Genomic DNA, 12,843 nt, shown 5'->3' with positions numbered 1-12,843 from the left:
TTCAGCCGCCCGCCCGCGGCCCCTGATGGCCGGCCGTGCGTGTGGTGAGGTCGTCGTCCGTGATGGGGCGGACCACTCGGCAAGGTGTTCCGAGGGCGACGGTCATCGGGGGAATGCTGCGACTGACGACGCTGCCGGCGCCGATGACCGACCCGTAGCCGATACGGACGCCCGGCAGGACCACCGCGTTGCTGCCGATCCACACCTTGTCCTCGATCACGATCGGTTCGGAGAACCGCCCGAAGTCGGCGCGCCGCGAGGGATGTACCGGGTGGCCCGTCGTGGTCAGTGTCACGCTGGGAGCGATCATGACACCGTTGCCTATGCGGATGTCCACGTCGTCGACGAAGGTCAGGTTCACGTTCCCGAAGAAGTCGTCGCCGATGTGCACGTTGCTGCCGAAGCCGGCGTGGAACGGCGGCAGCAGCACCGTGCGTTCACCGACCGAGCCGAAGATCGAGACGAGCAGGGCCCGGCGCTTGTCGGTTTCGCTCGGTGGTGTCCGGTTGTACTCGAAGATCTGGTCCGTGCGCCGCCGAGAGCCCTGAAAGGCCGCCTCCGACTCGGTATAGACGAGCCCCTTGGCGATCCGGGCCAGCACCTCTTCCTCATGAGGGTCTGTCACGCGGGACGCTCCCTTCGAGGCCGTTGCGGTCGAGTGCCGCTCGGATCCGGCCGAGCCACTGCGTACCCAGTCGTCGCCCGTCCGGGAACTGGTCGCCACGGTCCCAGCGCCACGTCGTGATCATCGCCAGCACGAGGATCCGGCATTCACGCAGCACGTCCGGATCGGCACCCGGACAGTGCTCGCCCACCTCTTCGGGCGCATGGGCGAGGTCGAATTCGACGGGCCCGCGGCAGCACGTCTCGAAGTCGATGAACAGCGGCCCGTTCTTCGTGGTGAGCAGGTTGCCCGGGTGCGGCTCACCGTGCAGCACCTGCTCGGCGCCGCCGCGCTCGCCAATCCTTCGTGTCAGGTTTCGCAGTGTGCCGCTGAGCAGTTCCCGGTCCGCGTCGGCGAGCGCCGGAGTGTGGTCACGATTCGCCAGGAGTCGTTGGGCCTGCTCGACCCGGTCCGTGAAGTGCGGTACCGGCACGTCGAGTCGGCGCATGCCGGCGTGCAGCCGCTCAAGTGCGTCGGCGTAGCCGGCTGCTGGGACCTCGTGGGGTGGCACGGGTTCGTAGTAGGTCCAGAACGTGACCACGAAGCCGTCGCGCTCATGGACGCGTGGCTCCACCCGAGGCTCGACGGCGGCCACCGGGCATCCGGACGCGGCGAGCCGCCGGGCGATCTCGATCTCGAAGCGGGCGACCTGATGCGCGACGGGTGCCACCCGGGCCAGGACGTCACAGGGCAGCAGACGCAGGGTGAGCTTGTTCGAGTCGTGGAGAACGATCGCGTCGTCGGCCGTCAGGCCCAGTGACGAGGCGGTCGACATGGCCGCGGCCACCGCACGCGGGACCTCTGACGCCTGCATCGTGGGCCGGCCCCTCTCCGTCGAGCGCCGCCACGGCTCTTCAAGCGGTGCGCCGTGCGTGTGCGCACCCTACCAAGGGCGCGACCGGTGTCGGGCCGAGCGGGCCGTTGACGTCGAGTAGATACTGAGTGTAGACACTGAGGTATGACTGTCCCTCTGGCGCTCCTCGGCCTCCTCGAACGGGAGTCGAGCCACGGTTACGACCTCAAGCGCGACTACGACACCTACTTCGGCCGGGGCAAGCCACTGCCCGCCGGCCAGGTCTACTCGACCCTCGGCCGCCTGGCCCGCGACGGGAAGGTCGAGGTCGGCGAGACCGAGCCCGGGTCGGGGCCGGACCGCAAGCGCTACGTGATCACCGAGTTGGGGGTCACGGAGGTCGAGAGCTGGCTGACCGAACCGGTCGCCGGTGAACCGCACCTGCAGACGGTGCTGTTCACCAAGGTCGTACTGGCGCTGCTGCTGGAGCGCGACCCCCGCGCGTACCTCGACGTCCAGCGCGCCGCGCACATGGAGCGGATGCGCGAGCTGACCGAACTGCGCCGGACCGGCAGCACGATCGACTCGCTCCTCGCCGACCACGGCGTGTACCACCTGGAGGCCGATCTGCGCTGGATCGACCAGACCGTTGCGCGGCTCGCCGCCCTGACCGCGGAGGTGCGCTCATGAGTTCGGACGAGGGCTTCCTCGTAGAGGCGAGGAACGCCGTCCTGTCGTTCGGGCAGACGCCCGCGCTGCAGGGCGCGAACCTCTCCGCCCGGGCCGGGGAGATCCTCGCCGTCACCGGCCCGAGCGGCTCCGGCAAGTCCACGCTGCTGCACTGCCTGGCCGGGATCCTCGTACCCGACTCCGGCGAGATCTGGTTCGACGGCCGCCGCGTCGACACCCAGCGCGAGCCCGAGCGCAGCGCGTTACGCCGAGACCACTTCGGATTCGTCTTCCAGTTCGGTCAACTCGTCCCCGAGCTGACCGCCGAGGAGAACGTCGCCCTGCCGCTGCTGCTCGCCAAGTCCCGCCGGGCGAGCGCGCTGGCCGAGGCCCGGCCGTGGTTCGCCCGGCTCGGCCTGGACGGTCTGGAGGGGCGCCGGTCCGGGGAACTCTCCGGTGGACAGGCACAGCGTGTCGCCCTGGCCCGCGCCCTGGTCTCCCGGCCCAAGGTGCTGTTCGCCGACGAGCCGACCGGGGCCCTCGACTCGCTCACCGGCGAGCACGTGATGGACCTGCTGGTCACATCCGTTCGCGAGGAGGGCACCACCGTCGTGCTCGTCACCCATGAGCCACGGGTGGCCGCCTTCGCGAACCGCGAGGTCATCGTCCGCGACGGCAAGGTGACACCGCTGTACGTCGAACGGCTCACCTCGTGATCCGCCTCGGCCTGCGCCTCACCCTGAGCGGCGGCAGGGAGGCCGCCGCCCGCCTCGCCGTCATCGCGGCCGCCGTCGCCCTCGGCGTCGGCCTGCTGCTGAGCATCCTGGCGGCCCTCAACGCCACCGCCACCCAGAACGGCCGGAACGCGTGGCTCAACACCGGCTCCGGTACGAGCGCTTCGGGCCGGCCGGCGGCGAGGGCCGGTACGGACCCGCTGTGGTGGCTGCTTCGGGCGGACCGTTTCGACGGCAAGGTCGTCGGACGTGTCGACGTCGCCGCCACCGGCCCCGACTCCCCTGTCCCGCCGGGGCTTTCACGCCTTCCCGGACCGGGCGAGTACTACGTCTCACCGGCTCTCGGCAGGCTCCTCCACGACACCCCGGCAGCCGAACTCGCCGCCCGCTCCCCCGGCCGTGAGATCGGCACGGTCGGCAAGGCGGCGCTCCCCGGCCCCGACTCCCTGATCATCGTCATCGGCCACCGGCCCGACCAGCTCGCGAAGCAGCCCGACGCCGCCCGGGTCACCTCGATCACCACCGTCGCCCCCAGCGACTGCAACGGCACGAACTGCACGGTCAGGGCGGGCATCGACAACAGGGGCGTCAAACTCATCCTGTCCGTCGCGGGCACCGCCCTGATCTTCCCCGTGCTCATCCTCATCGGCACGGCCACCCGGCTGGCAGCCGCCCGCCGTGAGCAGCGCTTCGCCGCGATGCGCCTGGTGGGCGCCACTCCGCGGCAGATCTCCTTGCTCTCCGCCGTCGAATCGACGGCCGCCGCGGTCATCGGCACGGCCGTCGGCTTCGGCCTCTTCTTCCTGTTCCGTACGCAGTTGGCGGCGGCCAACCTGACGCGCACGCCGTACTTCGCCGACGACCTCGCGCTCCGCGCCGGCGACATCCTGCTCGTGGCCGTCGCCGTCCCGGTGGGAGCCGCGATCGCGGCCCGGATCGCCCTGCGCCGTGTGCAGGTGTCCCCGCTCGGTGTCACCCGGCGCGTCACTCCGCGCCCGCCGCGTGTCCACCGGGTGCTCCCGCTGGTCGCCGGCATCGCCGAACTCTCGTACGTCATCGGCCGAGTGCCCAAGAGCTCCGACGGACAGGTCTGGGTCTTCGTCCCGGGAATGCTGCTGGTCCTGACCGGACTCGTCATCGCCGGCCCCTGGCTGACCATGGCCGGGGCCCGCGTCCTGGCCCGGGGCACCAGCCGGCCCGCGCTGCTGGTCGCGGGGCGGCGACTCGCGGACGACCCGAAGGCCGGCTTCCGCGCGGTCAGCGGGCTGGTCCTCGCCCTGTGCGTCACCAGCGCGACCGTCGGGATCATCGGCTCGCTCGACGCCGAGCGCGGCACGCCGCGGGCCGGCCGGGCGGTCGCCGGCGCCCTGGACGCCACCTACGTGCACGGCTTGAACCCTGCCACCGGACGCCCGCTGGGCGGCGTGCGCCCGCTCTCGAAGGCCGCGCTCGACGACCTGAACTCCGTACCGGGCGTCACGGGCGTGCTGATGATCCACGCGAACCCGCTCCGCACCACGGACCCGTCCCGTCCCGGTCCGGCAGCCTCCGGGAAACCACCGCTGGCAGGCCTGGCCTCATGCGCGGAACTGGCGAAGATGCCGGCCCACGGCACATGCTCCCCCGGAGCCCGGACGGCGTCGGTCGCCGAGAACTTCGGCAGCTTCGGCACGTACGACTGGCAGCACTGGCCCTCCACATGGCCCGCCGCCGGCATCTCCGCCCAGCGCCTGGACCGCCTCCCCGTCAAGGAGATCGTCGTGGCCACCGACGGGTCGACGCCGGCGATCGAACGCGCGCGCACCATCCTGGCGAACACGTACCCCGACCAGGACGTCCCCCGGACCGTCAGCGAGGACCACTCCGAAGCGGATGCGCAACTCGCCGGATACCAGCAGCTGGCCAACGTGGTCATCCTCATCAGTTTCCCCATCGCCGGCTGCAGCCTGGCGGTGAGCGTGGCCGGGGGCCTGCGTGACCGCAAGCGTCCCTTCAGCCTGCTGCGGCTGACCGGCACACCGATCGGGATGCTGCGGCGGGTGGTGCTCCTGGAGAGCGCGGTCCCGCTCCTGGTGGTCTCCCTCGTGGCGATCGGCATGGGGTTCCTGGCCGCCCAGCTGTACGTCCAGGCACAGTTCGGGTACTCGATCAGCCCACCGGGGATCGGCTACTACGCGATCGTGCTGGCCGGGCTCGCCGCCTCGCTGGGGGTCATTGCATCCACGATGCCGCTGCTCAGACGCATCACGGGACCAGAAACGGCACGCAACGAGTAGCAGGGACCGAAGACGGCGCGGTCAGGCGGTGGCCGTGGCCGGCGAGTCCGGCCGCCGCGGCCGGCGCCGCGGTGCCGTCGACACGCTGAGCACCATCGTGAGACCCCCGCCGGGTGTGTCCTCGGCGCTCACGGTCCCGACGATGGCCTCCGCGAAACCGCGGGCGACCGCGAGGCCGAGTCCGACGCCGTTGCCGCGCGGGGAGTCGCCGTAGCGCTGGAAGGGTTCGAAGATGCGCTCCTTGGCGTCGTCGGGCACGCCGGGGCCGCGGTCCACGACCCGCACCTCGACCCGATCCGCGATGGCGCTCGCCGACACGAGGACCCTCTCCCCCGGCGGGCTGTCCGGCGCCACCAACCTCTCCGCCGACAACAAGGTCCTCGTCCAGCAGGTGAAGGACTCCAAGGCCGCCGTCATCAAGGACAACTCGGTGCCCGGCTACACCGTGGAGGCGTCCCAGGTGAGCACACCGACCGCGGAGAAGGCGAGCACGCCACGCAGGTAGGCGGGCCAGCGCATCTCGGTGTCGGGGTCGGCACCGATGCCCCGGTAGATCCACTTCCCGACCCGCCAGTGCTTGTCGGAGGAGCAGACCTTGGCCATGTAGGTGCCGAGGGGAATGCAGGCGAGGGCCAACGCGCCTATGAGGGCGAGCAGTTGGAGAACGCCTGCGAGTACGGGACCCATGTCGTGGCTCAGAACCTCTCCGGGAGGATCAGGGCGAGGACGAGATAGCCCAGCAGGGCGACGGCCACGACCAGGCCGACGATGTTCTCGGCGGTCACAGCTTGGTCACCCCCTTGGCGACGAGGGCCACCAGCGCGAAGGACGCGATCACGGTGACGACGAAGGCCAGATCGGCCATCGCGGACTCCTGGAGTGAGGTTCGGAGAAGACGGACGGTTAGGGGAAACCGCCTCTCCGACCGGATTCGACCACCCGTTGACGGCCCCCTTACGGCGTCCCCCACGGCTTTGACGGGTCTCTTACGCCGGTGCGTGAGGGAGCGGTCCGGCCGGCGGGTGCGCAGGTCACGGCCGCGCCGTAGCCCGGTCGGATGTGCGGGCCCGGCACGGGGAATGGGAAACTCGGGTGTGCTGCCCGCACGCCCGCCCGACGCCGACCGAGGGAGACCCGATGTGCCGTCTGTTCGGCCTCAGCAGCGCCCCACAGCGCACGCACGCCACCTTCTGGCTGCTGGACGCGCCCGACAGCCTCAACGACCAGAGTCACCATGACCCCGACGGCACGGGACTCGGCTACTTCGACGCCGACGGCACCCCGCAGGTCCACAAGGCGCCCATGGCCGCCTACCAGGACCGCGTCTTCGCCGAGGAGGCCAAGCAGGTGCAGTCCGAGACCTTCCTCGCCCACATCCGCTTCGCCTCGACCGGCGACCTGACGACCCGCAACACCCATCCCTTCGAGCAGGACGGCCGCCTGTTCGCGCACAACGGCGTCGTCGAGGGCCTCGACGCCCTGGACGCGCACCTCGGCGAGGACCGGTCACTGGTCCACGGCGACACCGACTCCGAGCGGTTCTTCGCCCTGATCACCCGGGAGATCCGGGCCGCCGGCGGCGACGTCGCGGCGGGCGTCGAACAGGCCGCGCACTGGATCGCCGAGAACCTGCCCCTCTACTCCCTCAACCTCATTCTCACCACGACCGACGAGCTGTGGGCACTGCGCTATCCCGACACCCACCACCTGTACGCGCTCCAGCGCCCGGCGGGCGGCCCGCACGGCACCCGCCACCTCGACCACTGCGGCACCGCCCGACGTATGCGCGTCCACTCCGCCGCCCTGTCCGACACGCCCTGCGTCGTGATCGCCAGCGAACGCATGGACGACAACCCCCAATGGCGTCCCATGGCACCGGGGGAACTGCTGCACGTCGGCCCGGACCTTCAGGTCACCAGCCGCGTCGTCCTGCCCGACGCCCCGGCACACCGGCTCACCCTGGACGATCTGCGGCCGGACGCCGCCGCCTCGCAGACCGCCGCCTGACGGGTTCTCCGTGCCTTCCGGCCGGGCGGACCATCATGGAAGGGTGCCGCACCACGCACTGCTCACCCTCGGCCACGGCACGGCGGACCGCGAACGGCTGGCCGCGCTGCTGCTCGGCGCGCACGTGAGGGCGGTGGTCGATGTGCGGACGGCGCCGGGCAGCAGGCGCAATCCCGATGTCGGCCGGGAGCGGCTGCGGCAGTGGCTGCCGCCGTACGGGATCACCTACCGCTGGGAAGGACGACTGGGAGGCTTCCGCAGGACGGCTCCCGACTCACCCGATGTGGTCTGGCGCAACGACTCTTTTCGCGGTTACGCGGGCCACACCCGCACCCCGGAGTTCCTCGTCGCGATGGACGAGCTGCTGGCGGACGCGGCCGGGACGCCGACCGCTGTCATGTGCAGCGAGACGGTCTGGTGGCGCTGCCACCGCCGGATCATCGCCGATTTCGCCGTCCTGGCCCGCCAGGTGCCGGTCCTGCACCTGATGCACGACGGCCGGCTCACTCCCCACACGCCGACGGCCGGGGTGCGGCTGCGCGAGGACGGACTGCTCGTCTACGACATCACGGCCTGAGCCCGCCGGGACGCGCGCAGGTCACGGCTGCTGGTAGCGGGAGGCGAGGCCCGAGCGACGGCCGCCGGTGAGCACGGCGGTCTCGGCGGCGAGGAGCGCGTCCAATGCCGTGGACCGGTCCTCCAGGCCGGGGACACAGATCGTCTCGCCCAGGCGGAGCCCGGTAAGGCCGGCGCGCGCGACATCCTCGGCGCTCATGGCGACGGGGACGGTCTGTCCCGAACCCTGGTCGAACTCGGTGTCCACCGGGCCGGGGAGGACCACCTGGGTGCGGATCGCGGTGTCGGCGAGTTCGTGGCCCAGGGTGCGGGTGAAGGCCACGGTGGCGGCCTTGGCCGCGGCGTAGAGGGTACGGCGGGGCATGCGCGGGTCGGTCTGGCCGGCGCTGAGGGCGAGCAGCGAGGCGACGGTGACGACCGTCCCCTCGTCGGCAGCGAGCATGCCGGGGAGTGCGGCGCGGACGAGTTGGACGTGCGCCGTGGCGTTGAGGGTGAGCAGGTCGTCGATCTCGGCCGGTCCTACGTCGATGAGCGGGGCGTAGCCGCCGGCGCCCGCGTTGCTGATCAGCAGGCGGACGTCTCCGGCGCCCAGGCGGGCCGTCACCGCGGCGATGCCCTCGCGAGTGGCGAGGTCGGCGGGAAGGGCCTCCACGGCGGCACCGGCCTTGCGGAGCTCGTCGGCCAGGTCCTGCAGCCGGTCGGCGCGGCGGGCCACCAGGACGAAGTCCGCGTCGGCCGCGAGGAGGCGGGCGTAGGCGGCGCCGATTCCGGAGGAGGCGCCAGTGATCAGGGCAAGAGTGCGAGTCATGCGCTTCACTGTAGGCAAGAATCTGATAACCATCAAGCACTTGATACTATGGAAAAGCTGTAGCCATGTCGGTCATGAGCCAAACGCTTGACACGCATGAAGTGCCGTATGCTCCCCGTGTGATACGCGACGACGAGGAGCCTGTCGGGCTCGACGCGCTGGACCGGGTGACCTGGGCGTTGCGCCGGGCGGAGCTGGCGGTGCAGACACTCAAGGAACAGCGCCTGCGCCCGTTGGGCATGGCGGCAGCGCACTACACGCTCCTGATGTCGGTGCACGCCGAACCCGGACTGGCCGGCGCCGAGCTGGCCCGTCGCCTCAACGTCACCCCCCAGGCCATCGCCTCACTGGTGGCGCGGCTGGAAGGCCGCGGGCAGCTGGAGCGACGCGAGCACCCCCGCCACCGGCATGTGCAGGAGCTGCACCTCACCGACGCCGGACGGGAGACGCTGCGCGCCGCCGACCGAGTGATCGCCGACATCGAGCGGCACATCACCGATGCTCTCGGACCGGACGGGACCACGCGACTGCGGGGACTGCTCAACGATGTGGCGAAGACGGTCCGCGACGCCTGACCCACCGCGCCGGCACGCGCGTTCGCCAGGTCCGAGGCTGGGCAGGATCTCTCCCCCTCACAGCGCCGGGCTTCTGTGCCAGGCTGCAAGGCATGAACCGCAACCCTCATCTGAACGAGCTGGGTGAGTTTCTCAAGGCCCGCCGTGCCGAGCTGAGCCCGTCCGATGTCGGACTCCGCGGCGGGCGACGACGGCGTGTGAGCGGTCTGCGCCGTGAGGAAGTGGCCCTTCTCGCCGCGATCAGCACCGAGTACTACACGCGGATCGAGCAGGGGCGTCTTCAGGCATCGGCTCCCCTTCTGCACGAGATCGCCCAGGTGCTCCGCCTGAACGACGACCAGCGCACCTACCTCTTCGACCTCGCGGCGAAGGAGCGGGTGCGTCCGGCGACACCAGGTGATCGCCAGCAGGTGGATGCACAGTTGCAGCGCATGCTGGACGACCTCACGGCCACTCCGGCCTTCGTCATCGGCCGACGCACCGACATCCTCGGCTGGAACCAGCTCGCCGCCGCCCTGTGGACCGACTTCGGCCGCTACCCCGAGCAGGAGTGGGTGTTCGTCCGGCTGCTCTTCACCGAACCCTGGATGCGCGACCTGTACGCCGACTGGGAGGAGGTCACCCGGCTGGCGATCGCCCAGCTGCGCATGGAGAGCGCGCGCTACCCCGACGACCGGCGCCTCACCGCTCTGGTCGAGGAACTCTCCGCCCGCGACGCGCAGTTCCGGCAGTGGTGGACCGCACACGACGTCGCGACACGCGGCAAGGGCACCAAGAAGCTGCGTCACCCGGTGGTCGGTGAGCTGACGCTCGACTGGAACACGCTCACCTGCGGCACGGACCCCGACCAGCACATCATCGTGTGGAACGCCGCGCCGGGTTCCCCCTCCCACGACGGACTGCGGCTGCTGGCCTCCTGGACCGCGGGCCGGAAACGGTCCCGGTCCGACACCGTCGTCTGAGCCCGGTGCGGGAATACCTTGTCTTCGCGAGGGGGGTACGGATTTCTCCCCTGGATAAGCGATTCCAGGATGCGGTTCTCCCCTTTGCCGGTGCCCGCGAGGGCGGCAGGATCGATGACGTGTTCGGCGGCCGGGCGGGAAAGAGTCGTCTTCCGCATTCCGGGAGCGATGGCGTTCCATGCCGGGCGGCCCGACGGCATGACCGCGATGACCCAGCGACGAGACTGTGAGAGAGCACCATGCGAGCCACCATCATCCACGCACCGGGCGACATCCGGGTGGAGAACGTCCCCGAACCGACGATCAAGGCACCGACGGACGCCGTCATCCGTACCGTCGCCACCTGCGTGTGCGGCTCGGACCTGTGGACCTACCGGGGCATCAACCCGGTCACCCAGCCCCAGTCGATCGGCCACGAGTACGTCGGCATCGTCGAGGAGACCGGCAGCGACGTAAGGAACGTCAAGCCCGGGCAGTTCGTCATCGGCTCCTTCATCGCCTCCGACAACACCTGCCCGAACTGCCGGGCCGGCTACCAGACCAACTGCCTGCACCGGGACTTCCCGGGCGGCTGCCAGGCCGAGTACGTCCGCGTCCCCCTCGCCGACGGCACGCTCGTCGCCACCCCGGAGCAGCCGGCCCAGGAACTGATCCCGGACCTGCTGACCCTGTCCGACGTCATGGGCACCGGCTGGTACGCCGCCCGGGCCGCCGAGGTCGGGCCCGGCTCGACGGCCGTGGTCGTCGGTGACGGCGCGGTCGGCCTGTGCGGCGTCATCGCCGCGAAGGAGCTGGGCGCCGAGCGCATCATCGCGATGAGCCGGCACGAGTCCCGGCAGAAGCTGGCCCTGGAGTTCGGCGCCACCGACATCGTCACCGAGCGGGGTGACGAAGGCGTTGCCCGCGTCAAGGAAATGACGGATGGCGTCGGCGCCGACTCGGTCCTCGAATGCGTGGGCACGCAGCAGTCCATGCACCAGGCGCTGCGGTCCACCCGCCCAGGCGGCAACGTCGGCTTCGTCGGCATGCCCCATGACGTGGCCGTCGACGGCCAGGAGCTGTTCTTCTCCCACGTCGGCCTGCGCGGCGGCCCCGCCCCGGTGCGCGCCTACCTCCCCGACCTGATCGACCGCGTCCTCGGCGGCCGTATCCACCCGGGCGAGGTCTTCGACCTCACCCTGCCCCTGGACGAGGTCGCCGAAGGGTACAAGGCCATGGACGAGCGCCGCGCCATCAAGGCACTGCTGCGTCCGTGACCGGGCGCGATCACGGCTCGTCGGTGCCGGGCGGCGCCCCGAAGCCGTGGATCACGGAAACTGGAGCACCACCGATGACGGCATGGACGAGCGACGAGTTCCACCGCATCGCGGCCGCCGAGGAGTTGCCCTCGGGCCGCGCGGCCGGCAGACACAGGATCAGGAACTCGTCATGGGAGACACCGAGCGCTCCTTGACGACGGTACGCAGCCGCTGCTCCACCGCACCCGTCGCTGCCAGCAGAAGCATCCAGGCGTACAGGTTGTCCAATTTTGGAAGATCCGGTTGTCCAATTTCGAATGACACGCTAGCGTCGGCCATACAAATTTGGATGACTTGCTCGGCAGGAGTAGATCATGACCGTCGCCGTGGAAACCGGACTGTGGCACCTCGACACCAACGCCTCCACCGTCGCCCTGCGACACAAGACCATGTGGGGGCTGGTCACCGTGAAGGGCACCTTCGGCGCCGTCAGCGGTCAGGGCGAGGTCCGGCCCGACGGATCCGCCGTCGGCACCGTGGCCCTCGGCGCCGCCTCACTGGACACCAAGAACGCCAAGCGCGACGAACACCTGCGGTCCGCCGAGTTCCTCGACGTCGAGCGCCACCCCGAGATCACCTTCGCCGTCAGCTCAGCCGAGCGCCGGGACGGTGACACGGTGCAGGTCGTGGGCCGGCTGACCGTGCGCGGCAGCAGCAGGCCGCGCACCTTCACGGCACGCCTGACGGAGGCGAACGCCGAAGGGCTGACACTTGAGGCCGAGTTCACCGTGGACCGGGGGGAATTCGGCATCAGCTGGAACCAACTGGGCATGATGCGCGGCATGACCACGATCACGGCAACGCTCCGTTTCCTCCGGACCGGCGCCTGACGGGTCGACAAACCATCGCCTGTTCCATGAGGAGGACCACGCAAGTGTCATTGACCAACCACCGTCTCGCGGCGGCGTCCCTGGTGCTTTCCGCAGCACTGGCAGGGATGGCCGGTGCCGGGACCGCCGTGGCGAGCACGGCCCCGGTCGCCTCGGCCGCGGCGGCCCGGGCCGCGCGAACCGCCCCGGTTCCGGTCGACTTCGTGAACCTGTCCACGAGGGCTCTTCCGGCGGCCGGGCAGTCGCACACGTTCGTCGTGTCCTACCGGAACACCTCGTCGGCAGAGCAGGTCGTGGCCCCGCAGCTCCTGGTGGAGTCGCCGGACGCCGGCCCCTTCCTGACACCCGCGGACGTACGGATCGAACGGCGGAGCGCGGACGGTTCCCGGGAGGCGGTGCCCGTCGGAAGCCAGACCGGCACGCTGTTCACCGACCTCGTGGCCGCACAGCGCACCCTGCGTCCGGGCGCGACGCTCACGGAGCGGTACCGGGTCACCCCGGTTTCCCCCGGCGCCGCGGCCACGGTGCGAACGCGCGTGGCGCTGTACGGCTGACCCCGCGAAACCCCGCGATGCCAGGTCTTCCGGTCCGACGCCGTGCGCTACCGTCGGGGGCGCGCGGCGTCGCCGTGGGAGATCACGCGGCGCCGTC

General features: G+C 70.8%; 14 protein-coding genes and 4 pseudogenes. 11 read left to right on the top strand and 7 right to left on the bottom strand.

The window, feature by feature from the left end; genetic code table 11:
• Window position 1: 1 nt before the first annotated feature.
• Window positions 2-625 carry a sugar O-acetyltransferase gene (locus ACFYMM_RS37355; RefSeq protein WP_388395403.1) on the bottom strand — a complete coding sequence of 208 codons (624 nt, stop codon included), beginning with the start codon at window positions 623-625 and terminating at the stop codon, window positions 2-4.
• Window positions 609-1,478 carry a phosphotransferase enzyme family protein gene (locus ACFYMM_RS37350; protein ID WP_388395400.1) on the bottom strand — a complete coding sequence of 290 codons (870 nt, stop codon included), beginning with the start codon at window positions 1,476-1,478 and terminating at the stop codon, window positions 609-611. Before ACFYMM_RS37350 ends, ACFYMM_RS37355 begins: the two co-directional genes overlap by 17 nt.
• A gap of 144 nt (window positions 1,479-1,622) precedes the next feature.
• Here ACFYMM_RS37350 and ACFYMM_RS37345 point away from each other — a divergent pair, with 144 nt between their 5' ends.
• The 3 genes from ACFYMM_RS37345 to ACFYMM_RS37335 are packed head-to-tail and all read left to right on the top strand — an operon-like array spanning window position 1,623 to window position 5,136.
• The gene (locus ACFYMM_RS37345; RefSeq protein ID WP_388395398.1) at window positions 1,623-2,147 is read left to right on the top strand and encodes a PadR family transcriptional regulator; all 525 of its coding nucleotides are present in this window, start codon (window positions 1,623-1,625) and stop codon (window positions 2,145-2,147) included.
• Complete coding sequence (locus tag ACFYMM_RS37340; protein WP_388395395.1) at window positions 2,144-2,842, top strand: ABC transporter ATP-binding protein; 699 nt, start codon at window positions 2,144-2,146, stop codon at window positions 2,840-2,842. The genes ACFYMM_RS37345 and ACFYMM_RS37340 overlap by 4 nt, the downstream gene beginning before the upstream one ends.
• On the top strand, window positions 2,839-5,136 hold the full coding sequence (locus tag ACFYMM_RS37335; RefSeq protein WP_388395392.1) for an FtsX-like permease family protein: 2,298 nt from the start codon (window positions 2,839-2,841) through the stop codon (window positions 5,134-5,136). Before ACFYMM_RS37340 ends, ACFYMM_RS37335 begins: the two co-directional genes overlap by 4 nt.
• Before the next feature lie 21 nt (window positions 5,137-5,157).
• Here the strand turns inward: ACFYMM_RS37335 and ACFYMM_RS37330 are convergent.
• Window positions 5,158-5,478, bottom strand: a pseudogene (locus tag ACFYMM_RS37330) (sensor histidine kinase); the annotation flags it as partial.
• Between ACFYMM_RS37330 and ACFYMM_RS37325 the strand changes: the two are divergent.
• Window positions 5,477-5,599, top strand: a pseudogene (locus ACFYMM_RS37325) (potassium-transporting ATPase subunit C); the annotation flags it as partial. The pseudogenes ACFYMM_RS37330 and ACFYMM_RS37325 sit on opposite strands and share 2 nt — an antisense overlap.
• Here the strand turns inward: ACFYMM_RS37325 and ACFYMM_RS37320 are convergent.
• Window positions 5,599-5,823 (bottom strand): annotated as a pseudogene (locus ACFYMM_RS37320) (potassium-transporting ATPase subunit KdpA); the annotation flags it as partial. The pseudogenes ACFYMM_RS37325 and ACFYMM_RS37320 sit on opposite strands and share 1 nt — an antisense overlap.
• Before the next feature lie 8 nt (window positions 5,824-5,831).
• Complete coding sequence (gene kdpF / locus ACFYMM_RS37315) at window positions 5,832-5,921, bottom strand: K(+)-transporting ATPase subunit F (RefSeq protein ID WP_356045956.1); 90 nt, start codon at window positions 5,919-5,921, stop codon at window positions 5,832-5,834.
• A gap of 352 nt (window positions 5,922-6,273) precedes the next feature.
• Here kdpF and ACFYMM_RS37310 point away from each other — a divergent pair, with 352 nt between their 5' ends.
• Together ACFYMM_RS37310 and ACFYMM_RS37305 are read left to right on the top strand one after the other, a co-directional pair.
• Window positions 6,274-7,143, top strand: a complete 870-nt coding sequence (locus ACFYMM_RS37310) for a class II glutamine amidotransferase (protein ID WP_388395389.1) — start codon at window positions 6,274-6,276, stop codon at window positions 7,141-7,143.
• Between the two features lie 43 nt (window positions 7,144-7,186).
• Entirely contained in the window at window positions 7,187-7,720 is a 534-nt protein-coding gene (locus ACFYMM_RS37305; protein WP_388395386.1) for a DUF488 family protein, read from the top strand.
• Between the two features lie 21 nt (window positions 7,721-7,741).
• Here ACFYMM_RS37305 and ACFYMM_RS37300 read toward each other — a convergent pair whose 3' ends face one another.
• Window positions 7,742-8,527 (bottom strand): SDR family NAD(P)-dependent oxidoreductase, encoded by a 786-nt coding sequence (locus tag ACFYMM_RS37300; protein ID WP_388395384.1) that lies wholly within the window; start codon window positions 8,525-8,527, stop codon window positions 7,742-7,744.
• Window positions 8,528-8,646: 119 nt separating this feature from the next.
• On the opposite strand from ACFYMM_RS37300, the gene ACFYMM_RS37295 reads away from it, so the two are divergent.
• The 3 genes from ACFYMM_RS37295 to ACFYMM_RS37285 all read left to right on the top strand — a co-directional run bounded on the left by ACFYMM_RS37295 (window position 8,647) and on the right by ACFYMM_RS37285 (window position 11,320).
• Window positions 8,647-9,102 carry a MarR family winged helix-turn-helix transcriptional regulator gene (locus ACFYMM_RS37295; protein WP_388395381.1) on the top strand — a complete coding sequence of 152 codons (456 nt, stop codon included), beginning with the start codon at window positions 8,647-8,649 and terminating at the stop codon, window positions 9,100-9,102.
• 92 nt (window positions 9,103-9,194) lie between these two features.
• A complete protein-coding gene (locus tag ACFYMM_RS37290) occupies window positions 9,195-10,064 on the top strand; it encodes a helix-turn-helix domain-containing protein (RefSeq protein ID WP_388395379.1) in 870 nt (289 codons plus the stop codon).
• Window positions 10,065-10,303: 239 nt separating this feature from the next.
• Window positions 10,304-11,320: a zinc-dependent alcohol dehydrogenase family protein gene (locus ACFYMM_RS37285; protein ID WP_388395377.1), complete on the top strand. Its 1,017-nt coding sequence runs from the start codon at window positions 10,304-10,306 to the stop codon at window positions 11,318-11,320.
• A gap of 133 nt (window positions 11,321-11,453) precedes the next feature.
• Here ACFYMM_RS37285 and ACFYMM_RS37280 read toward each other — a convergent pair.
• Window positions 11,454-11,641, bottom strand: a pseudogene (locus tag ACFYMM_RS37280) (MarR family transcriptional regulator); the annotation flags it as partial.
• 35 nt (window positions 11,642-11,676) lie between these two features.
• On the opposite strand from ACFYMM_RS37280, the gene ACFYMM_RS37275 reads away from it, so the two are divergent.
• The gene (locus ACFYMM_RS37275; protein ID WP_388395376.1) at window positions 11,677-12,192 is read left to right on the top strand and encodes a YceI family protein; all 516 of its coding nucleotides are present in this window, start codon (window positions 11,677-11,679) and stop codon (window positions 12,190-12,192) included.
• Window positions 12,193-12,236: 44 nt separating this feature from the next.
• Window positions 12,237-12,746: a signal peptide protein gene (locus tag ACFYMM_RS37270; RefSeq protein ID WP_388395374.1), complete on the top strand. Its 510-nt coding sequence runs from the start codon at window positions 12,237-12,239 to the stop codon at window positions 12,744-12,746.
• The last annotated feature ends 97 nt before the right edge of the window (window positions 12,747-12,843 follow it).

This window comes from Streptomyces sp. NPDC006739 (genome assembly GCF_042869815.1).
GTDB lineage: Bacteria > Actinomycetota > Actinomycetes > Streptomycetales > Streptomycetaceae > Streptomyces.
Note: the sequence above shows the minus strand (reverse complement) of the source record. Positions and strands in the feature narration are given on the sequence as shown.